Annotated in this window: 16 protein-coding genes; 8 read left to right on the forward strand and 8 right to left on the reverse strand. The window is 66.4% G+C overall.

Features of this window, described 5'->3' with window-relative positions:
• Positions 1-841: 841 nt before the first annotated feature.
• The 5 genes from KLP42_RS20135 to KLP42_RS20155 all read right to left on the reverse strand — a co-directional run bounded on the left by KLP42_RS20135 (position 842) and on the right by KLP42_RS20155 (position 5,425).
• Positions 842-1,138, reverse strand: coding sequence for a hypothetical protein (locus KLP42_RS20135; RefSeq protein ID WP_215568751.1), 297 nt, complete (start codon positions 1,136-1,138; stop codon positions 842-844).
• A gap of 57 nt (positions 1,139-1,195) precedes the next feature.
• Positions 1,196-1,417, reverse strand: a complete 222-nt coding sequence (locus KLP42_RS20140; protein ID WP_215568752.1) for a hypothetical protein — start codon at positions 1,415-1,417, stop codon at positions 1,196-1,198.
• A 195-nt stretch (positions 1,418-1,612) separates the two neighbouring features.
• Complete coding sequence (gene fhuB / locus KLP42_RS20145) at positions 1,613-3,658, reverse strand: Fe(3+)-hydroxamate ABC transporter permease FhuB (RefSeq protein ID WP_215568753.1); 2,046 nt, start codon at positions 3,656-3,658, stop codon at positions 1,613-1,615.
• Complete coding sequence (locus tag KLP42_RS20150) at positions 3,655-4,548, reverse strand: iron-siderophore ABC transporter substrate-binding protein (RefSeq protein ID WP_252193121.1); 894 nt, start codon at positions 4,546-4,548, stop codon at positions 3,655-3,657. Before KLP42_RS20150 ends, fhuB begins: the two co-directional genes overlap by 4 nt.
• A 7-nt stretch (positions 4,549-4,555) precedes the next feature.
• Positions 4,556-5,425, reverse strand: coding sequence for an ATP-binding cassette domain-containing protein (locus KLP42_RS20155; protein WP_286675493.1), 870 nt, complete (start codon positions 5,423-5,425; stop codon positions 4,556-4,558).
• 262 nt (positions 5,426-5,687) lie between these two features.
• Between KLP42_RS20155 and KLP42_RS20160 the strand changes: the two genes are divergently transcribed.
• The 4 genes from KLP42_RS20160 to KLP42_RS20175 all read left to right on the forward strand — a co-directional run bounded on the left by KLP42_RS20160 (position 5,688) and on the right by KLP42_RS20175 (position 10,822).
• Positions 5,688-7,253 (forward strand): ABC transporter substrate-binding protein, encoded by a 1,566-nt coding sequence (locus KLP42_RS20160; RefSeq protein ID WP_215568755.1) that lies wholly within the window; start codon positions 5,688-5,690, stop codon positions 7,251-7,253.
• Between the two features lie 10 nt (positions 7,254-7,263).
• Complete coding sequence (locus KLP42_RS20165) at positions 7,264-8,211, forward strand: ABC transporter permease (RefSeq protein ID WP_215568756.1); 948 nt, start codon at positions 7,264-7,266, stop codon at positions 8,209-8,211.
• A 77-nt stretch (positions 8,212-8,288) separates the two neighbouring features.
• Positions 8,289-10,025, forward strand: a complete 1,737-nt coding sequence (locus KLP42_RS20170; protein WP_502941329.1) for a dipeptide/oligopeptide/nickel ABC transporter permease/ATP-binding protein — start codon at positions 8,289-8,291, stop codon at positions 10,023-10,025.
• Positions 10,022-10,822, forward strand: a complete 801-nt coding sequence (locus tag KLP42_RS20175) for an ATP-binding cassette domain-containing protein (protein WP_215568758.1) — start codon at positions 10,022-10,024, stop codon at positions 10,820-10,822. Before KLP42_RS20170 ends, KLP42_RS20175 begins: the two co-directional genes overlap by 4 nt.
• Positions 10,823-11,017: 195 nt before the next feature.
• On the opposite strand, the gene KLP42_RS20180 is transcribed toward KLP42_RS20175, so the two are convergent.
• Together KLP42_RS20180 and KLP42_RS20185 are read right to left on the reverse strand one after the other, a co-directional pair.
• Positions 11,018-11,626, reverse strand: coding sequence for a GNAT family N-acetyltransferase (locus KLP42_RS20180; protein ID WP_215568759.1), 609 nt, complete (start codon positions 11,624-11,626; stop codon positions 11,018-11,020).
• Positions 11,627-12,004: 378 nt separating this feature from the next.
• On the reverse strand, positions 12,005-13,588 hold the full coding sequence (locus KLP42_RS20185; protein WP_252193122.1) for an AMP-binding protein: 1,584 nt from the start codon (positions 13,586-13,588) through the stop codon (positions 12,005-12,007).
• Between the two features lie 182 nt (positions 13,589-13,770).
• Between KLP42_RS20185 and KLP42_RS20190 the strand changes: the two genes are divergently transcribed.
• Positions 13,771-14,253, forward strand: coding sequence for a MarR family winged helix-turn-helix transcriptional regulator (locus KLP42_RS20190; RefSeq protein WP_215568760.1), 483 nt, complete (start codon positions 13,771-13,773; stop codon positions 14,251-14,253).
• Positions 14,254-14,304: 51 nt separating this feature from the next.
• On the opposite strand, the gene KLP42_RS20195 is transcribed toward KLP42_RS20190, so the two are convergent.
• Positions 14,305-15,159, reverse strand: coding sequence for a D-amino-acid transaminase (locus KLP42_RS20195; RefSeq protein ID WP_215568761.1), 855 nt, complete (start codon positions 15,157-15,159; stop codon positions 14,305-14,307).
• Positions 15,160-15,320: 161 nt separating this feature from the next.
• On the opposite strand from KLP42_RS20195, the gene KLP42_RS20200 reads away from it, so the two are divergent.
• The 3 genes from KLP42_RS20200 (at position 15,321) to KLP42_RS20210 (ending at position 20,032) form a co-directional block, all read left to right on the forward strand.
• The gene (locus KLP42_RS20200) at positions 15,321-16,265 is read left to right on the forward strand and encodes a 2-hydroxyacid dehydrogenase (protein WP_215568762.1); all 945 of its coding nucleotides are present in this window, start codon (positions 15,321-15,323) and stop codon (positions 16,263-16,265) included.
• A 153-nt stretch (positions 16,266-16,418) separates the two neighbouring features.
• Positions 16,419-18,758 (forward strand): mechanosensitive ion channel family protein, encoded by a 2,340-nt coding sequence (locus KLP42_RS20205; RefSeq protein ID WP_215568763.1) that lies wholly within the window; start codon positions 16,419-16,421, stop codon positions 18,756-18,758.
• A gap of 92 nt (positions 18,759-18,850) precedes the next feature.
• Positions 18,851-20,032: a M20 aminoacylase family protein gene (locus tag KLP42_RS20210; protein WP_215568764.1), complete on the forward strand. Its 1,182-nt coding sequence runs from the start codon at positions 18,851-18,853 to the stop codon at positions 20,030-20,032.
• Positions 20,033-20,080 lie beyond the last annotated feature (48 nt).

Genomic DNA, 20,080 nt, shown 5'->3' on the forward strand with positions numbered 1-20,080 from the left:
ATGATGACAGCCGCCCCGCAAGGGGCGGGAATGCCGCTATCAAAACAGTTCAAAGATCACCGCCGAAAGCGGCGGTAGGCTCAGACTGGACCGTCAACGGAGAAAATCGGGGTAAATCGAGGCGTCCGGCTGGAAAAACCCGCTTGCCCGCCTCATCCGCGTGGAATTGGACGAGACCGGCGCCTATGCCGGCCACCGCCGCATCTGCTGCCTGCGCTACGCCATCCGGAGCATCGGCGGCTGCGGCGCAATCTGCCCGGTAAAGGAGGGGCGCTGCGGGGGGTGAGGCTTTTTTTGGGGGGTGCTAGACGCACAAAAGCGAGGCAACCTAAGAGTTGAAACCGAAGCGGCGCAGTTGTTCACTTGAGCATGGCTTGATAGGGTCAAGGGAGCTTCCAACGGCATTGTAACCGAGGGCGCCCCGTGCACTTGGTCCATCGCAAAGAAAATGCTTACCGCCAGGTAGCGCACATACCGAATTGCTCTTGCGTACCAACGTGAGCCCACCGCTCTCCATGCCACGCCAACTCAAGCAACCAGGTATTCTGTTCGCTAACTCTCGCGGCAGTTCTGAGCGGATGCCAACAAGAGCTTGGTTGTCGCAAATTGTCAGAGAATCAGCGCCATTGGTAAGTTCGACATTATCCATCTGACGTTTGGCTATATCAGCAATATTTCCCTGTGCGCAGCCTTGGACATCATTGAAATCAATTGTTAAATTTTGATGATTTGAAAATATACTCAGAGCCCAAGAAAACATAGAACTCCCAAAATCACCTAGAGGGCCTGAAAAATTGCCGTCATCACAAAAAATAAAAGACCTTTATTATTGCAGATAGTTTTAAGCATTGGGTGAAATCATAAAAACAAAATTTATATTTCTAATGCGAAACGCCATGCGAAGCCAGCCTGTATGCACCCCCACATTGCACGAAAATGCATCTTGATTAATTGCTTGAAAAATTCCTTTATTCTCTCTGTTCTCCAAAAAATTTCGAACACACGCGACCGTCAATTTGTCAGACATCTTGATGAGAGAAGGAAGCTCTGCAATCGCTTGACCGAGATTCTGGTTGCCTTCTGTGGCAACACCGCCGGAAATAGCCTCCTCTGCTTGCTGCTGCAAAAACGCGGTCATCCCCCTCGGATCGCTTTGAAGAAGCACAAGCTGGCTGATAATCGTCTGCTTCCGGTTCTAGCCCTCGATTGCTTGAACCGTGATATCGCACCACTGACGATCGCGGTCCTCAGTTGACCAGCATGCTGTCGCATTCCTTACAGACGCACCGTTGTTGAGCACGCTTTCCCTTGCAAGATCACAAGTGCACTTTTCCAGTGTGGGATTGGCCGCTTTGGAGGGAAACGGCGCCAAAGCAACAGCGATGGAAAACATCGTGAGCGCCATGGATTTGATCATGACTTACACCCTCCAGAGCCAGAAAAACACTATAATGCAACCCCCGAGGCAAAGGCCACGGCAATGTGCGCCAGACAGAACTGAAGGGCAAGCTTCTGTTTTGGAGCCTTGAGTTGTAGCGGCCAGATCGGTCTTAAGTAATCGGCATGAAGCTGGCGAATTGCCAGCGCTTGCGACAACTATGCCGGTCAATCCTCACCGCCGCCGCATCAGCACGATCAGGAAGGGTGCGCCGATGAGGGCGGAGACGAGGCCGGCGGGGATTTCGTAGGGGTAGACGGCGCTGCGGCCGATCCAGTCGGCGGCGACCATCAGCATGCCGCCGAACAGGCAGGCGGCGAGGAGCTGGGGGGCGGCGCGGGTGAGGCCGAGCTGGCGGGCAAGGTGCGGCGCCATCAGCCCGACGAAGCTCAGCGGCCCGACGCTCATGGTGGCGGCGGCGCTCAAAAGTCCGGCCAGCGCCATCAGGCAAAGCCTTGCCGGGCGCAGCGGCACGCCGATGGCACCGGCTGCGGCAGCCCCCAGCGGCAGCAGATCCAGCCAGCGGCGGCAAAGCCCGGTCAGGAAAAGCAGCACCAGCGCGGCAATCAGCGCCAGCGCGGCCCCCTCCATCGTCACGCCATAGGTCGAGCCGCTCATCCAGCGCAGCAGGAAGACCAGCCGCGGATCGCCGGCCGCGCCGATCGCGCCGATCACCGCATCGGCCATGGCGCTCAACGCAATGCCGGCCAGCAGCACCCGTTCCGGCTGCAGGCCGGAGCGGGCCGAGACGAGAAAGATCGCCGCCAGCACCGCAAAGGCGCCGAGCGCCGAAAAGCCCAGCTGCAGCACGAGGCCGGGCGCGGCAATCAGGAACAATGCTGCGGCAACGCCCAGCGTCGCGCCGGCGCTGATGCCCAGCACTTCCGGGCTCGCCATCTCGTTGCCGGTCAGCCGTTGCAGGATGGTGCCGGCCGCCGCCAGCATCATGCCCGCCGCGAAGGCGGCAAGGATGCGCGGCAGGCGCAGCGACAGCAGATCGCCCGCCAGATCGGCCGGCATGAGGCGAAGGCCGAGATCGGGGCTGCGGCCGATCACCAGCGCCAGGAGCAGCACCAGGAGCGCTGCCGGCAGCAGGAGGCGCAGCAGGCGCGCGCTGTCGAGACGCCGGCCGGCAGCGCCCGCCTTTCCAGGCGCCGGTGCCTGCATCACCCGGTGACGCGTCTTCAGTCGCGGCAGCAGCAGAAGCAGCAGTGGCGAGCCGAACACCGCCGTCACCGCCCCGGTCGGCAGGAAATCGGCAAAGCGGCCGGCAATCGTCATCAGCACGGTATCGGTAAGAAACAGCAGGGCAGCGCCGATCAGCGTCGACCACAGCAGCTGGGCGCCCGGCCGCCGCGCGCCGCAGAGCCTCGCAATGGTCGGCGCCACAAGGCCGATGAAGCCGATCACGCCCACGGCGCTGGTCACGAAGGCGGCCAGCGCCACCGCAACGGCAATCGCCGCCAGACGAAGCTCGGCGGTGCGCAGGCCAAGCGCTCTTGCCCCCGCCTCCCCCAGTTCGTTGAGCACCAGCGGTCTCAGCAGCAGCCCGACAAGGACGAGGGCCAGCGCAAGCTTCGGCGCCAGCGACAGCGGAATGGTCCAGCTCTGCTGCGACAGCGAGCCGGCGCCCCAGATGAACAGGCCGAGCAGATAGCGGTCGTTCAGCAGCGTCAGCACGGCCGCCAGCGCCCCGCACCACAGGCTGACGACAAGGCCGGACATCACCAGCGAAAAGGGCGAGAACTGGTGGCGCGCCCCCATCAGAAACACAAGGCCCGCCGCCACCAGGCTGCCGGCCAGCGCCACCAGATCCCGCCCGAAGCCGAGCAGGCCGGGCACGAACAGCGTGGCCGCCACCAGCGCCAGATTGGCGCCGGCCGAAATGCCGAGCGTGGTGGGCGAGGCGAGCGGGTTGCGCAGCACCATCTGGAACAGTGCGCCGGACAGCGCGAGGCACGCACCGGCCAGAAGGGCCGTCGCCATGCGCGGCAGGGTGGAGAAGAAGAACAGCGTCGAGGCCATGGCGGTCACCGCATCCGGTGCGGGCCTTGCCGCGGCCAGAACCGGGGCCGCCTGCTGCCAGGCCAGAATGAGCCCGAGCGCCATCAGCACGCCCGCCACCAGCGCCGGCACCAGATGCGCCCGTGCCGCAGCATCGGGCGCCTGTGCCGCCGTCTCCGCCTGCCGCCGGCCCGCGGCCCTCGATGCATCCCTCATGCCGTCTGCTCCAGATGGTCGGTGAGGATGCGGGCAAAGCGCACCGCATCGTTCAGCATGCCGAACATCAGCGATGCGGGCAGCACGGAAAGATGGCCGGGCCGCGCAAAGGGCAGCGCCTGCCAGAGCGGGCTTTCGGCAAGCTTCGGAAGCACATCGGCCGGCACCGGCTCCAGGACGATCAGCCGGGCGGCCGGATCGGCGATTTCCGCCAGCCGCTCAATGCCGATGGTCTCGAAGCCCCAGAAACTGCCGGCCGGCGTCCAGGCATTGGTGAGCCCGATGCGCTCGACAACGTTGTGAAACAGGCCGGGCGCGGTGTAGATGCGGGCATGGCGGGCATCGAGGAAGCTCAGCATGGCCAGCGGCGGCGGCGCAAGGCGCGCCAGCCGGGCCCGGCACTGGTCGAAGAAGGCCTCGGTGCGGGTGATGAAGGCTTCGCCCTCGACCACGCGGCCCACCGCCTGCGCCAGGCCGCGCGTCGCCGCCACCGCCTTCGGCAGCACGTCGCCGCCTTCCGCCGTGTAGACGCCGAAGGTCTGCGTCGGCGCGATCGCCTCCAGCCGCGGGGTCAGCGCCGCATTATAGGGCGTCGTCAGGATCAGGTCCGGCCGCAGGCTGGTCAGCACCTCGAAATTGATTTCCCAGGAGGAACCGAGATCGGCAACGCCAGGCGGCAGCGGCGGCTCAACCACCCACTTGTCCCAGTCCTCGCCGGAAGCGACGGCCACCGGCGAGAGCCCGAGCGACAGAAGCGTGGAGGCAAGCCCGTAATCGAGGCTGACGATCCGCTGCGGCGCCGCAGCCTTCGCCGCACCGATCAGGGCGGGGCAGGCAAGTCCGCCGGCGGCAAGCCGCAGCGCGCCGCGCCGGGTGACGGCACGCCTCATGCCCCGCTCAGCAGACATAGGCCAGCGGAATGTCGAGGCCCGGATGGCGGGTCACGTTCATGGCGATGCCATAGATGCGCTGCAGGTTTTCCGGGGTCATCATCTCGGCCGGGCGGCCCTCGGCAATCAGTTCGCCCGCCTTCAGCGCATAGAGCCGGTCGCAGAAGCGGCCGGCCATGTTGATGTCATGCAGCACGATCACGACGCTGAGGCCCCTGTCATGCGACAGGCGGCGCACCAGCGCCAGCACGTCCATCTGGTGGGCGATGTCGAGCGCCGAGGTCGGCTCGTCGAGCAGCAGGCATTCGGTGTCCTGCGCCATCAGCATGGCGATCCAGGCGCGCTGGCGCTCGCCGCCCGACAGCGTGTCGACCAGCCGCTCGGCCATCGGTTCCAGATGGGTCAGCGCCAGCGCCTCCTCGACCTTCTGCCGGTCGAGCGGCGAAAAGCGGCCAAGCGCGCCGTGCCAGGGATAGCGCCCGCAGGCTACCAGTTCGCGCACCGTCATGGCATTGGCGGCCGTCACGTCCTGCGGCAGGTAGGCGATCTTGCGGGCAAATTCCTGCGCGCCGAGCGCTGCGGCGGGCCGCTCGCCGTAATGCACCACGCCGCGGCTCGGCATCTGCTGGCGGGCAAGCAGCTTCAGCAGCGTCGACTTGCCGGAGCCATTGTGGCCGACAAGCCCGGCCATCTCGCCGGGGCGGAAGCGGATCGTCACATCCTTGAGAAGATCGCGACCCTCCACGGAGAAGAAAAGGCCCTCGGCGCTCAGCGCCGGCCGCTGCCGGCCCTCGCCGGAAGGATCTGCCGCCGGCAGGCCGGCGGCGTGGCCGTGGTGCCGGCCCTGCATGGCTTGCGCGTTCTCTACGGTGTTCATCGGTCTCTCCCGCAGCGCCGGACGGCCCTGTCTGCATCAGCCTGTGCGACGGGACTACAAAATATGATTAGTTGTTTCAAGTATGAATGCGGAACCGGCGCGAAACGCCCGGTTTTCCGGCGATTTTGCCGGCCAAAGCCAGCGGCGGCGGCCGAAACACGCCTTTTTTATGGCAGCGAAAGGTTGTCAGGCGGCGCCTGCGGCATAGTTAGGCCCGATGGGACGCCCGCGCCCGACACGCCAAATCGAAAGGATTTCCCCGATGAAGAGGCTGTTTCGCAGCATCGTTGCCGTTGCCGCCCTTGCCCTTGTCGCTCCCGTTGTCGCTCCCGCGGCACTGGCCCAGACGCCGCCGGGCGTGCTGATCGTGGGGCAGATCGCCGAGCCGCAGTCGCTCGACCCGCACACGGTGACCGCCACCAATGATTTCCGCATCCTCGTCAATGTCTATGACGGCCTTGTGCGCTACAGGCCCGGCACGCTGGAGGTGGAACCCGCCCTTGCCGAAAGCTGGGAGGTCTCGCCCGATGGCCTCACCTATACGTTCAAGCTGCGCAGCGGCGTAAAGTTCCATGACGGATCGGATTTCGATGCCGAGGCGGTGAAGTTCAACTTCGAGCGCATGCTGGACGAGAACCATCCGTTCTACGACACCGGCCCCTTCCCGCTCTCCTTCAATTTCTCCGCCATCGACACGGTGACGGTGAAGGATCCGCTGACGGTGGAATTCCGCCTGAAGGAGCCGTTTGCGCCCTTCCTGTCCAACCTCGCCTATCCGACCGGCCTCATCGTTTCGCCGGCGGCCGTCAGGCAATATGGCAAGGATTTCGGCCGCCATCCCTCCGGCACCGGGCCGTTCCGCTTCGTCGAATGGCAGTCGAACCAGCGGGTCGTGGTGGAGCGCAATCCCGATTACTGGGACGGCGCGCCGGCGCTCGATGCCGTCGTCTTCCGGCCGATCACCGATGCCAATACGCGCGTTGCCGAGATGATGGCGGGCGGGCTGGACGTGATGGTGGAAGTGCCGCCGGACAATCTCGCCGGCTTCCGCAACGATGCCAGTTTCCGCGTCGCCGAGCAGGCCGGTCCGCATGTGTGGTTTGCCATCCTCAACACGAAGGAAGGCCCTTTTGCCGACAAGCGGGTGCGCCAGGCGGCCAATTATGCCGTCAACAAGCAGAGCCTCGTCGACAACGTGCTGCAGGGCACGGCAACCGTCTCCGCCGGCCCGGTTCCGCCGGCCTTCAACTGGGTGACCTCGAAGGTTGCGCCCTATCCCCATGATCCCGAGCGCGCCAGGAGCCTGCTCGCCGAGGCCGGTGTCGGAAATCCGGAACTTACCTTCTACGTCACCGAAGGCGGCTCCGGCATGCTGGACCCGATCACCATGGGCGCCGCCATCCAGGCGGATCTGCAGGCGGTCGGCTTCAAGGTGAAGATCGAGACCTATGAGTGGAACAGCTTCCTGTCGCGGGTGAATGCCGGGCTGGAAGGCAAGGCCGACATGGCGGAAATGGCCTGGATGACCAATGATCCGGACACGCTGCCCTATCTGACGCTGCGCAGTGGCGCACTCCCCTCCGAAGGCGGCTTCAATTCCGGCTACTACCAGAACCCGGAGCTGGACCGCATTCTCGACGAGGCCCGCCGCACGACCGACCAGTCGCAGCGCGCCGCCCTTTATGCGAAGGTGCAGGAGATCGTGCATGACGATGCGCCCTGGCTGTTCGTCGCCAACTGGAAGCAGAATGCGGTGACGCGGGCGCAGGTCGAAGGCTTCCGGCTGGAGCCGTCCTTCCTGCTGAACCTTCGGGGCGTGAGCAAGTAATGGCGCGCCGATGACCGCCTATATCGCAAAACGCCTGCTGGCCATGGTGCCGGTGCTGTTCGGCCTGTCGATCATCGTCTTCCTGGTGATGGCGCTGATCCCCGGCGACACGGCCACCGCCATCCTGGGCGCCTATGCCACGCCGGAAAACGTGGCGCGCATCAACCGCGACCTCGGCCTCGACAAGCCGCTGGTGCAGCAATACCTGATCTGGATCGGCAACGTGCTGCAGGGCGATTTCGGGCGTTCCGTCACGCTGAACCGGCCGGTGCTGGCGGAGGTGACGGATCGCTTCGGCGCCACCCTGATCCTGGCCGGCACGGCGCTGGTGCTGGCCTCGCTGATCGGGCTTCTGGCCGGCATCGTTTCGGCGGTGCGTCAGTTCGGCTGGGCCGACCGCATCATCACCTTCATCGTACTGGCGGGCATTTCCATGCCCTCCTTCTGGCTGGGCCTGCTGCTGATCCTGCTGTTTGCCGTGGAGTGGCGGCTGCTGCCGGCGAGCGGCATGACGGCGGTCTATGGCGGCGGCGGCCCGGCGGACGTCGCGCGCCACCTTATCCTGCCGGCGGCAACGCTTTCGATGGTGGCTGCCGGCGTGATCGCCCGCCTGTCGCGCTCGGCCATGCTGGAGGTGCTGCGGCAGGATTTCATCCGCACCGCCCGCGCCAAGGGGCTTTCGGAGCGCCGGGTGATCTATGGCCATGCACTGCGCGCCGCCATCGTCTCGGTCATTCCGGTCATCGGCATCCAGGCCGGCTTCGTGCTTGGGGGGGCCGTCTATATCGAAACCGTGTTCCAGTGGCCCGGCATCGGCGCCATGATGGTGAAGGCCATCTCCACCCGCGACATCCTGCTGGTGCAGGGCGGCGTGCTGGTGGTGGCGGCAAGCTACGTGCTGTTCAACCTCGTCGCCGACGTGGTACAGACCCTTCTCGACCCAAGGATCCGCACATGAGCGAGATCGCCTCGTCCTCCTCCGCAGCCGGCGGCGGCGCCCGGCCGCCGCGTCGGCTTTCCGCCTTCGCGCTGCTGATGAACAGCCGGCTGGCGGCAGCAGGCCTCATCCTGCTCGTGCTGCTGTGTCTTCTGATGCTGGCGGCCCCCATCCTGCCCCTGCCGGATCCGGACGCCACGGCGCCCGCCGACCGGCTGCTGCGCCCCCTCAGCGAGGGGCATCTGCTTGGAACCGACCAGCTGGGCCGCGATCTGCTCTCGCGGCTCGTCTGGGGTGCGCGGGTGTCGGTGGCGGTCGGCCTGGCGGCAACGCTGGTGGCGGCCGTCATCGGTTCGGCGATCGGCCTCGTCTCCGGCTATGCCGGCGGGCGCGCCGACAACCTGATGATGCGCGGCATCGACATGCTGATGGCCTTTCCCTACATCCTGCTGGCGCTTGCCATCGTGGCGGCGCTCGGGCCGGGGCTGATGAATGCCCTTTATGCGATTGCCATCGTCAACATCCCCTTCTTCGCCCGCAATGTGCGCGGCGTGACGCTGGCGCTTGCGCATCGGGAATTCGTCGATGCGGCACGGCTGTCCGGCAAGGGTCATGTCTCGATCCTGTTGAGCGAAGTCCTGCCGAACGTGGCGCCGGTCATCGTCATCACCATGTCAACCACGGCGGGCTGGATGATCCTCGAAACGGCGGGCCTCAGCTTTCTGGGCCTTGGCGCGCAGCCGCCGCAGGCCGATCTCGGCTCGATGCTGGGCGAGGGGCGCGCGCAGCTCTTCACCGCGCCGCATGTCGCCATCGTGCCGGGGGTGATGATCTTCGTCATCGTCATCAGCCTCAATCTGCTCGGCGACGGCTTGCGCGATGCGCTCGATCCGCGGCTGAGGTCCGGCGCGCTGTCGCGGCCGGGACCGGTGACGGCGATAGCGCGCCAGGGGCCCGTGCCGGAAAACAGCCAGCCGGAGGCGGCGCTTTCGGTGGAACGGCTGGAAACCGGCTTTTCTGCCGGCGCCGGCCGGTACCAGCCGGCGGTGCGGGGGGTGTCGCTGCATCTTCATGCCGGCGAATGCCTGGGGCTGATCGGCGAAAGCGGCTCGGGCAAGAGCGTCACGGCGCTGTCGGTCATGGGCCTCGTCGCCTCGCCGCCCGGCCTCATCCGCGGCGGCGCCATCTATCTCGGCCGGCGCGAGGTGCTGTCCATGCCGCAGACACAGCTGATCGCCTGCCGCGGCGCGCGTGTCGCCTACATCTTCCAGGACCCGCTGACGACGCTGCACCCGACCTATACCATCGGCCGGCAGGTGATGGAGGCAGTCGCCGCGCACCAGCCGCTCGGCCGGCAGGAGCTGAAGGCGCGCGCCATCGCGCTTTTGCGGCAGGTGAAGATCCCGGACGCGGAGCGGCGGGCGGAGCACTATCCGCACCAGCTGTCCGGCGGCCAGCGCCAGCGCGTCGGCATTGCCATGGCGCTCGCCAACGATCCCGACATCATGATCGCCGACGAGCCGACAACGGCGCTCGACGTCACGGTACAGGCGGAGATCCTCAACCTTCTCAGGCAGCTGCAGAAGGAGCGGCAAATGGCGCTCCTGTTCATCACCCATGATTTCGGCGTGGTGGCGGACATCTGCGACCGGGTGGCGGTGATGAAGGATGGCGAGATCGTCGAGACCGGCCGCACCCGCGAGCTTCTCGCCCGCCCGCGCCATCCCTATACCCGGCGGCTGATCGCCTGCGTGCCGGAAATCGGCGAGGGCGAGAATTTCCTGCCGCGCGTGGCGCGCCTGATGGCGCGGGAAGCCCGGGAGATTTCCGCATGAGCCAGGACCCCGCCATCCGCATCCGCGACCTGACCAAGACGTTTGGCGGCGAAAGACGGCTGTTCGGCCGGCGCAGCCATGCCGTCGAGGCGCTGCGCGCCGTCAGCCTCGATCTTCGCCGGGGCGAGACGCTGGCGGTGGTCGGCGAAAGCGGATCGGGCAAGAGCACGCTGGCGCGCATTCTCGTCGGGCTGGAAACGCCGGGAGGCGGCGCGGTGGAGATCGCCGGCGAGGATGCCGCCCGGCTGCGCCGCAAGGGTCCGCGCGCCTTCGGCAAGACGGTGCAATACGTGTTCCAGGACCCCGTCGCCTCGCTCAACCCGCGCAAGACGATCGGCGAGATCCTGTCGGCGCCGCTCAGGCTTTTGTGCGGCTATGACCGGGCGCGGCGCGAGACCCGGCTGCGCGAACTGATGCAGGCCGTCGACATGCCGGAGGCCACGCTTTCGCGCTATCCGCACGAGCTTTCCGGCGGACAGGCGCAGCGCATGGCCATTGCCCGCGCGCTTGCCGCCGAGGCCGACATTCTGGTGCTGGACGAACCGGTCAGTGCGCTCGATGTTTCGGTGCAGGCGCAGGTGCTTCTGCTGCTGCAGCGGCTGAAGCGCGAGCTGAACCTCAGCTATCTGTTCATCAGCCACGACCTTGCCGTGGTCGAAGCCATCGCCGACCGTGTGGCGGTGATGCATTTCGGCGAGGTGGTGGAGCTGGAGGAGACCCGCACCCTGTTTGCCACACCGGTGCATCCCTATACCGAAGGGCTGCTGGCCAGCGCCCCACGGCTGAAGCGGGCGTGAGGGCCGGTGGGACATTTGACGGCGCGAAGCAGCCCGGATGATTACCGCCCCTTGCAAGACCGAATAGGGCCGAATGTCGCACAGGACGGGAATGTCTGAGCACCGGGCAAGGCGGCCGCCAAACGCTGCCCTTGCGACAGATCCCAGCGAAGGACGTGTCTGTGGCGAGATGGCGCCGCCCGTCGGCCCGAGCCATCAGGATGTCCGCTCCAGATCCCTGACCATCAGTATCCATTCGCCCTCATCCGACCCCGGAAAGGGGCAGAACTGGCGTCTGGCCCACTCGGTGAAACCGCATCTTTGATACAGTCGATGGGCTCCGGGGTTGAAGCTTCCAACCATCAGCGTCATTCGAGCCTTGCCGGCCGATCTCGCCATGCTTTCGCCTTCCGCCAGCAGGCGCGCGCCAAAGCCCCTGCCCTGGTGTTCGGGATAGATGGCAGCGGCGGAAATATACCATGTTCCCGCCGCCATGTTTTTCAGCTCGTTCAATGGCTTGACAACCTCGGGAACCACAGGGGCCATGTCAGACGGCTCCGGAATGACATATCCGTTCAGTGCCCCGACCACCTCTCCCTCATGCTCGGCCACACGCCAGTTGGCAAAATGCGTGAAATGGCCTTCCGCATGACGGATTACATTGCGACCGATCTCGAAAACCGATTGCCCCGGAGCCGCCATCTGTCCCCACAGAAACGAGGTCAGGCGACGTGTCGCCATGTCGGCGAAAAGAACGAGATGTGCGCAGTCCGCCGGGGTGGCGGACCGCAAGACAATAGGCGGCAGCGCAGGATGCGAGGGCATGTTTTCTCCAAGGTTCGGCAATGCAGACAAAAAAACCCGCCGACCGAGAGGTGGGCAGGTTGCGACGCTTCCAGGATGGCAGGGATGACTATCCCTTCGACAACTCACGCCATCGCAGCATCAGCGCACCACGCCGCACAAACGTGCAGCGTCGGCGTCGGAGAATACTTGCGGAGCCGGAGTCGATGTTCATGGCTGCGAGAATGTTCGAGATCGAAAACCGGGTCAATAGCCTCTTATCGCCTCCCACGCTTTCGCATGGCTGGGTGATTGGGCCGAAGACCGGCTTTCCCGTCCTTCGCGAGGTCGAAGAACAGCAAGGTCTGTGGTGGCCGGAACGCGCCTCATGCAAGCACACCCGGCCCCACATGTCCCGCCTCATGCGGCGGAGCGGGCGGTCCAATCTGCGCGCAGCACGTGCTTCAGGGGCTTGCCGCCGGCATTGCGCGGGATGGCGTCCACGAAGATCACATGCGTCGGGCGCTTGTAGGCGGCCAGCCGCTCGCCGCAATGGGCCTTGATCGCATCCGCATCCAGCGCGGCATCCGGGCGGCGCACGATGAAGGCGGCGCCCACCTCGCCCCAGCGGGCATCGGTCACCCCGACGACGGCCACTTCGGCCACCTCCGGATGGCTGAGGATCGCGGCTTCCACTTCGGCGGGGTAGACGTTCTCGCCGCCGGAAATATACATGTCCTTCAGCCGGTCGGCGATCACGTGGAAGCCGTCCTCGTCGCAGCGCACCATGTCACCGGTGCGGAACCAGCCATCGACGAAGGCGGCGGCGGTCTGTTCCGGCTTCTGCCAGTAGCCCGGCGAGACGGAGGGGCCGCGGATCCACAGCTCGCCGACGGCGCCGGTCTCGCAGTCGCGGCCGGCCTCGTCGCAGATGCGCACCTCGATCAGCGGCGCGGGAAAGCCGACGCTGCCGTGGCGGCGGGCGATCTCGGTCTCGTCGAGCGGCATGTGCATCACGGTGCCCGCCTCGCTCATGCCGTAGCCGTTGACCAGCGCCACGCCATCCTTGAGATAGGCATCGACCAGCGGCGGCGGCAGCGGCGCGCCACCGATGAAGATCGCCTTCAGCCGGGCCATGCGCTCCGGCGAATAGCCCGGCTGGTCGCGCAGGATGGTCGCCATCTGCGGCACGGCGAAGTAATGCGTCACACCGATCGCATCGTCATTGAGGCAGGCAATGGTGCGCTCCGGCAGGAAGCGGTCGGAAATCACCAGCGTGCCGCCCATCATCAGCGTTGTGCGGGCAATCGCCACAAGGCCGATGGTGTGGAAGAAGGGCAGGTCGCAGAAGGTCACGGAGCCCGGCACCACCTCGCCCACGAAGGAGAAGTTCACCGCCGAGTAGAAGAGGTTGCGGCGCGTCAGGATGACGCCCTTCGGCGTGCCCGTGGTGCCGGAGGTATAGAGAAGGATCGCCGGCTTGTCCGGATCTCCCTTCAGGCGCTGCATCGGCGCCGTTTCGGCAATCGCCGCGTCAAGGCTTGCCGGATCCCCGGCATAGGGAATGATCGAAAGCCCGGGGCGGCCCTCCCGCAGCGTCTCGGCGGCGGCCTGGAATTCCGTCTCGTAAACCACCAGTTCCGGTGCGCAATCGGCCACGATGCCGGCAAGCTCGGCAACGCCGAGGCGCCAGTTCAGCGGCACGAAGATGGCGCGGATGCGCTGGCAGGCAAAGGCCAGCACCAGCAGGTCGACGCTGTTGCGCCCCAGCCCCGCCACGCGAAAGCCCTCCCCGCGCCCGGAAAGGCGCTGGTAGAGGAAGGCCGCGCAGCGGGCGATGCGGTCATCCAGCTGGCCATAGGTCAGCGTCGTGCCATCGCTGAGCAGGCGGGTGGCAAGGCGCGCGGGCGCCACGCGGGCCCGGTATCCCACCGGATCCTCGGCCACCAGCGTAAAGGAATTGCCGAGCGCAAAGCCGGCCATATCCACTTCGGTCGTATGCATGTCTGGGTTCCTCCGGCTGATCGCCTCCAACGATCAATTAGTATGCAATGCATACGATTTTACCTGTCCTTTGGCAAGAGCGTCACCCGTGTTAAGCACATCGGCAGCCACTTTCCCGCCGGCCTTGCCATCGGCACCGTCCGCATGCCTGATAGACGCGGAAATTGATCAGGAACGAATCGATGAATGGCAAGCGACTGCCCCCGGACGCGGCATCGCAGGGCGACGGGCTGGAGCGCACCTGGCTGAAGAAGCTGGTGGGCTATCACCTGCGCATGGCGCATCTGGCGCTCTACCGCGATTTCGTCGCGGCCGTCGGCGATTTCGAGCTGACGCAGAAGCAGCTCGCCGCGCTGGAACTGATTGCCACCAATCCCGGCGCATCGCAGGTGGAGATTGCCAATGCGCTCTCCATGGACCGCGCCACCATGATGGGCATGGTCAAGCGGCTGCTCGGACGCGGGCTGATCGAACGCCGCGCCTCCGAGATCGACCGCCGCCGTCAGGAAATCCGCCTCTCCGCCATGGGCGAGAAAACGCTTGCCGAGGTGCACGGCATCATCGACCGGCACGAGGAGCGTTTTCTCTCGGTGATCTCGCAGGACGAGCGCGAGGACCTGATCCGCCTGCTGCGCCGGCTCTACGAGCGCCCCACCGGGGGCTAGCAGAGCGCGGGCGGCCGGTTCGGGTTGAGCCGATAGTATCCCCGGAAAACCTCAGATCGCCGAGGCCAGACGATCCTCGATATAGATATCCAAGAGGCGCCTGGAGACCTGCCCCGGCCGGCCCTCTCCGACAGGCCGGCCATCGATCGAGACCACCGGCATCACGAAGGCGGAAGCCGAGGTGATGAAGGCCTCGGCGGCATCCTGCGCCTCCTGCACCGAAAAGGCGCGCTCCTCGACCGGCACCCCGGCACGTGCCGCCAGATCCAGCACGGAACCGCGGGTGATGCCGTGCAGCAGCGCGTTCGACAGCGGCCGCGTCACCAGCACGCCCTCCTTCGTCACGATATGCGCATTGGCGGAGCTTGCCTCCGTCACCAGCCCGTCCTCCACCAGGAACACGTCGTCGGCGCCCGCCTTCTTCGCCTCCATCTTGGCAAGCGAGGAATAGAGGAGCTGCACCGTCTTGACCTGCCGGTTGACCCAGCGCCCCTCCGGCCAGGTGATGACGGAAATGCCGGTCTGCCATTTCGGATTGCCGAGCACGGCCTTGGCCTGGGTGAACATCACCAGCGTCGGCGCAAGATCGCCGGAAAACACGAAGTCGCGATCTTCCGCACCGCGCGAGACCTGCAGGTAGATCAGGCCCTCGGCAAGGCCGTTGCGCGCCACGATCTCGCGATGCAGCGCCAGAAGCGCCTCGTCGGAAACGGGCTGCGGAATGCCAAGGGCCGAAAGCGACCGCTTCAGCCGCGCCGCATGGCCGGCATATTCGATCAGCTTGCCGCCGATCACCGCCGTCACCTCATAGATGGCGTCGGCAAACAGGAAACCGCGATCGAAGACGGAGACCTTCGCTTCGGTTTCCTCCAGCCAGGCGCCGTTCAGATAGACAATGCGGGACATTCAGGCCTCCATTCGAATCCGCTGCGTGCTCCCCGGGTTATGGTCCCGCCGGCGCCGTCCGTCAAACGGGTATGCGGCCGGCAAAGACCCGCGCTTCGGACTTGACGCTGGCGGGACCCGGACGCACAAGGCGGACACGCCCTCATCCGGAGATTCTGGCCATGCTGCCGCCGATTGCCTTCGTCACCCGCCTTTCAACCGAGGAGGAACAGAACTGGCTGGAGGTGCTGCGGCGGGCAATGCCGGAGGAGCGCATCCTGCCCTTCCGCGAGCTGATGCCGGAGGAACGGCGGCTGGCGGAGATCGCCATCGTCGCCAATCCCGATCCGGCCGATGTCGCGGCCCTGCCCGGCCTCTCCTTCATCCACAGCCTGTGGGCCGGCGTCGAGCGGCTGGTGATGGAACTCGGCGTCACCGCGCCGCCCATCGTGCGCCTCGTCGATCCGGAGCTGTCGCGGGTGATGGCGGAAGCGGTGCTGGCCTGGACATTCTACCTGCAGCGCGACATGCCGGCCTACCGGGCGGCGCAGGGCGACCGCCGCTGGGCGCCGCGCGACTATCGCCATCCCGCCGAAGTCAGCGTCGGCCTTCTCGGGCTCGGCGCGCTCGGCAGCCGCAGTGCCGCGCGGCTGACCGAGGCAGGCTTCCGCGTCGAGGGCTGGAGCCGCACGCCGAAGGACATGCCGGAGATCGCCACCCATCATGGCGAGGCCGGACTCGACACGCTGCTTTCCGCCAGCGACATCGTGGTCTGCCTGCTGCCGCTGACGGCCGAGACGCGCGGCCTCCTCAACGCCGAACGGCTGGCGCGCATGCCGCAGGGCGCCGCGCTCATCAATTTCGCGCGCGGCGCGGTGGTGGTGGCGCACGACCTGATCGCCGCGCTCGACCGCGGCCATCTGGACCATGCGGTGCTCGACGTATTCGAGGTGGAGCCGCTGCCGGAGGCGTCTCCCTTCTGGTCGCATCCCAAGGTCACCGTGCTGCCGCACATTTCCGCCCCGACCACGCCGGCCACGGCGGCGCGGATCGTGGCCGGCAACATCGCCACCTGGCGGCGCAACGGTGCGCTGCCGGCCACCGTGGATCGCAGCCGCGGCTATTGAGGCCGCAACGCGCCGCCGCGGCCAAAACCCGCCGTTGCCAAGCGCGCGGCTTGTAAGGCATGATCCGGCCGGATGGCGATCACGTCCGGCACTTGCGGCCGCCCGTGCCTTGCCGCGATCATGGCCGGGCGCACGCCCCTGGAACCCAAGTAGATGACGCCATTGCGTTTTTCCCTCGCCCTCTGCCGCCTGACGGTGACGCTTTTCCTTGCCTGCCTGCTGTTCGAAACCGCCACCGGCCGAATGGCGCGGGCCGAGGAGGCGCAGGTGATCATCCGCGTGCTGCCGGGCCAGAGCGAGGCGGATATCGAGGCGGCGGTGAAGGCCGCCGGCAACCGGCCGGTGCAGCTGGAATTTGCCGCACCGGCCGGCGTCGAGGCAATGCCGGCCGCCGCGCAGCACCCGGCGAGCACAGCCGCAACGGCACCGGCCGCCACCCCCGCTGCATCCCCCGCCCCCGCGGCGGCGCCAGCTGCGGCGGGCGCGAAAAATGCTGCGGCGCCGCCTGCCGGCGCGCCGGCAGCCGCAGCGGCTGCGGCAACGGATGCGCGCGGCGCACCGGTCGTGGCGATGAACGACATGTGGATGGTGGCCGATGTCTGGGATGCGCTTGCCCAGGGCACGCAGCGCTCCATCGACGGGCTGGCCGGCCTGCCGGCCGCCTTCCGCTCCAGCTGGCAGACCCTGCAGGGCGATGATCACGGCCCCGTCGATGCGGTGGTCTCGGCGCTGATTGCCGCAGGGATCGGGCTTGCGCTTGCCTTCGTGCTGCACCGGGCGCTCGCCATGCTGGTGCTGCCGCATGTGGCCGCAAAGCCGGCCTGGCGGGGCATCACCTGGCTGCTGTTCGATGCGGTCGGCGTCATCGTCTATCTGTCCGTCGCCCATGCGGTGCTGCGCCAGCTTCTTACGCGCGGCATGTTCTCCCATCAGGTGGCCATGGCGCTGGTCTCCTCGGTTGCCGGCGTGATGATCTACATGGCGATCGGCCGGCTGGCCTTCCGCCCGCCCTTTCCCGGCCACCGGCCGCTGATCCCGATTGCCCGGCCGAATTGGCATTTCGCCATGCTGGCCATCTACGGCGCGCTCAACGCCTTCATCGGCAACAGCGTGCGGCTGGCCGACATCCGCATGCTGGAGCCGGCCGCGGCCGACAGCTGGCTGTTCCTCTCCAGCACGGTGCTGACCATCTTCAAGCTGTGGTGGTTCATCGCCGGCCGGCAGGATATCGCCCGCGTCTTCGCCGGGCAGGATGCCGGCCAGTTCCGCCGCGCCGTCGGCACGGCGCTAGCCGATTTCTACATCGTCTCGGCGGTGATCATCTGGCTGGCCGGGCTGCTGGTGGCCGGCACGGCGCAGAACACGGTCTGGGCGCGCGCCGCCGGCATCACCCAGTTCCTGATCGTCATGATCCCGATCCTCGATCTTGCCATCGTCTCGCTGCTCGGCCATTTCGCCCGCAAGCGCGAGGCGGCAAGCGGGCCCGGGCTTCCCTCGGTGATCCTTTGGAGCCTGCGGACGCCGTTTGCCGGTGCCGTCTGGCTGACCGGCCTGCATCTCATCGTCGACATGTGGCAGCCGCTGATGATGGGGGCCTCCACCCTCGTCACCGGATGGCTGCTGTGGCTGGAACGGATCAGCCTTGCCCTCATCGTCAGCTGGAGCCTGTGCAGCTTCCTGATGCGCTATTTCGAGGCGATCGCTCCAAGCGCTGCCGTCATCATGCCCGGCATGGAGGACGAGGGACACAAGCGCGAGACGAGCCGGCTGACGACCGTGCTGCCGGTGGTGCGCAACCTCATCCTCGGCGCGGTGATCGCCATTGCCGGCCTGGTGGTGGTCTCGTCCGCCGGCATCGATGTCGCGCCGCTGCTCGCCGGCTTCGGCGTGCTGGGCCTGGCGCTGTCCTTCGGCTCGCAGACGCTGGTGAAGGACGTGGTGTCCGGCATCTTCTTCCTCGCCGAGGATGCCTTCCGCATCGGCGAGTACATCGATACCGGCAAGCTGATGGGCACCGTGGAGCAGATCTCGTTGCGTTCGCTCCGGCTTCGCCACCACAACGGCCCGATCCACACCATTCCCTTCGGCCAGATCAGTTCCGTCACCAATTACAGCCGCGACTGGGGCACCACCAAGTTCAACCTGCGCTTCGACCGCGATGCCGATGTGGAGGTGATCCGCAAGACCGCCAAGAAGGTGGGCCAGTCGCTGCTGGAGCATCCGGAATTCGGCGAGGACTTCCTGGTGCCGGTCAAGATGCAGGGCATCTTCGACGTCAACGAGACCTCGATGGTGATCCGCTTCAAGTTCACCGCAAGGCCGGGCAAGCCGAGCCTGATCAAGCGCGAGGCGATGAAGCGCCTGCTCGCCGCCTTCAAGGATGCCGGCGTGCCGCTGGCCTCCAATGCGGTGGTGGTGCGCTCCGGCAGCGGCGGCCTTCAGGATGGCGGGGCGGCCGCGACCGTGGTGCCGCTTGCAGCACATCAGGGGTGAGCAAGCCGGCAATCGGCCGAAAAAGGGCTTTCGCCCGGTCAGGCGGGCGGTCTATCGTGGCGGTTCCCGCATAATCTCGACCGGATACCCCCATGCTGCACGACAACGCCTATGCCCGCCTCTCCGATTTCGAGGAGACGCATGCCGAATTCACGGCGATCCGCCGCCACCTGCACCAGCATCCCGAACTGTCGCACGAGGAGGCCGAGACGGCGCGCTTCGTGGCCGAGAAGCTCGAAGGCTGGGGTTACGAGGTGACGCGCGGCATCGGCGGCCATGGCGTCGTCGGCCGCCTCACCGTCGGCACGGGCAGGAAATCCATCGGCATCCGCGCCGACATGGATGCGCTGCCGATCACCGAGGAGACCGGCCTTGCCCATGCGAGCAAGGTGCCGGGTATCATGCATGCCTGCGGCCATGACGGCCATACCACCGTGCTGCTGGCGGCGGCCGAATATCTCGCCCGCACCCGCCGCTTTTCCGGCACGCTGACGCTGATTTTCCAGCCGGCGGAAGAGGCGAGCGGCAAAAGCGGTGCCCAGCGCATGATCGCCGACGGACTTTTCCAACGCTTTCCCTGCGATGCCGTGTTCGGCCTGCACAACCATCCGGGCCTGGAAGAGGGCCGCGTGATGCTGCGTTCCGGGCCGATCATGGCTGCCTCCGACACCGCGCGCCTCACCATCACCGGCAAGGGCGGCCATGCCTCGCGCCCGCATCTCGCCGTCGATCCGGTCTATGTCGCCTGCATGCTGGTGGTGGCGCTGCAATCGGTCGTCTCGCGCAGCATCGATCCGACCGAGACGGCGGTGGTGACGGTCGGCGCCATCCATGCGGGCGAGGCGGCGAACGTCATCCCCGAGACCGCGACGATGGCGCTCAGCATCCGCTCCTTCAATGCCGGCGTGCGCGATCGCCTTGAGGCGCGCATCACCGCGCTTGCCAACAGCGTGGCGGAAGGCCATGGCGCCAGCGTCGAGATCGATTACGGACGCGGCACGCCGGTGGTGGTGAATTCCGAGGCGGAAACGGCCTTCCTGAAGACCATTGCCGAGGAACTGCTGGGGCCGGACAAGGTCAGCCTCTGCCCGCTGATCCCCGGCAGCGAGGATTTCGCCTATATGCTGGAGGAACGGCCGGGCTCGTTCCTGAGGCTTGGCAACGGCCTTGCCTCGGCCTTCCTGCACAATCCGCGCTACGATTTCAACGATGACGGCATTCCCGTGGGCGCCGCCCTCTGGGCACGGCTGGCGGAGCGCTTCCTGTCGGAGTGACGGGAGGTTTCCCCTGTCCGGGGCCAGAAATCCCTGCCTGAACCCCGG

It is taken from the genome of Rhizobium sp. CSW-27 (assembly GCF_018760785.1).
Taxonomy (GTDB): Bacteria; Pseudomonadota; Alphaproteobacteria; order Rhizobiales; family Rhizobiaceae; genus Neorhizobium.

Coding starts and splice junctions, on each gene's coding strand:
- KLP42_RS20135 (WP_215568751.1), bottom strand. CDS start 1,138: ATGACCGCGTTTTTGCAGCAGCAAGCAGAGGAGGCTATTTCCGGCGGT.
- KLP42_RS20140 (WP_215568752.1), bottom strand. CDS start 1,417: ATGATCAAATCCATGGCGCTCACGATGTTTTCCATCGCTGTTGCTTTG.
- fhuB (WP_215568753.1), bottom strand. CDS start 3,658: ATGAGGGATGCATCGAGGGCCGCGGGCCGGCGGCAGGCGGAGACGGCG.
- KLP42_RS20150 (WP_252193121.1), bottom strand. CDS start 4,548: ATGAGGCGTGCCGTCACCCGGCGCGGCGCGCTGCGGCTTGCCGCCGGC.
- KLP42_RS20155 (WP_286675493.1), bottom strand. CDS start 5,425: ATGAACACCGTAGAGAACGCGCAAGCCATGCAGGGCCGGCACCACGGC.
- KLP42_RS20160 (WP_215568755.1), top strand. CDS start 5,688: ATGAAGAGGCTGTTTCGCAGCATCGTTGCCGTTGCCGCCCTTGCCCTT.
- KLP42_RS20165 (WP_215568756.1), top strand. CDS start 7,264: ATGACCGCCTATATCGCAAAACGCCTGCTGGCCATGGTGCCGGTGCTG.
- KLP42_RS20170 (WP_502941329.1), top strand. CDS start 8,289: ATGAACAGCCGGCTGGCGGCAGCAGGCCTCATCCTGCTCGTGCTGCTG.
- KLP42_RS20175 (WP_215568758.1), top strand. CDS start 10,022: ATGAGCCAGGACCCCGCCATCCGCATCCGCGACCTGACCAAGACGTTT.
- KLP42_RS20180 (WP_215568759.1), bottom strand. CDS start 11,626: ATGCCCTCGCATCCTGCGCTGCCGCCTATTGTCTTGCGGTCCGCCACC.
- KLP42_RS20185 (WP_252193122.1), bottom strand. CDS start 13,588: ATGCATACGACCGAAGTGGATATGGCCGGCTTTGCGCTCGGCAATTCC.
- KLP42_RS20190 (WP_215568760.1), top strand. CDS start 13,771: ATGAATGGCAAGCGACTGCCCCCGGACGCGGCATCGCAGGGCGACGGG.
- KLP42_RS20195 (WP_215568761.1), bottom strand. CDS start 15,159: ATGTCCCGCATTGTCTATCTGAACGGCGCCTGGCTGGAGGAAACCGAA.
- KLP42_RS20200 (WP_215568762.1), top strand. CDS start 15,321: ATGCTGCCGCCGATTGCCTTCGTCACCCGCCTTTCAACCGAGGAGGAA.
- KLP42_RS20205 (WP_215568763.1), top strand. CDS start 16,419: ATGACGCCATTGCGTTTTTCCCTCGCCCTCTGCCGCCTGACGGTGACG.
- KLP42_RS20210 (WP_215568764.1), top strand. CDS start 18,851: ATGCTGCACGACAACGCCTATGCCCGCCTCTCCGATTTCGAGGAGACG.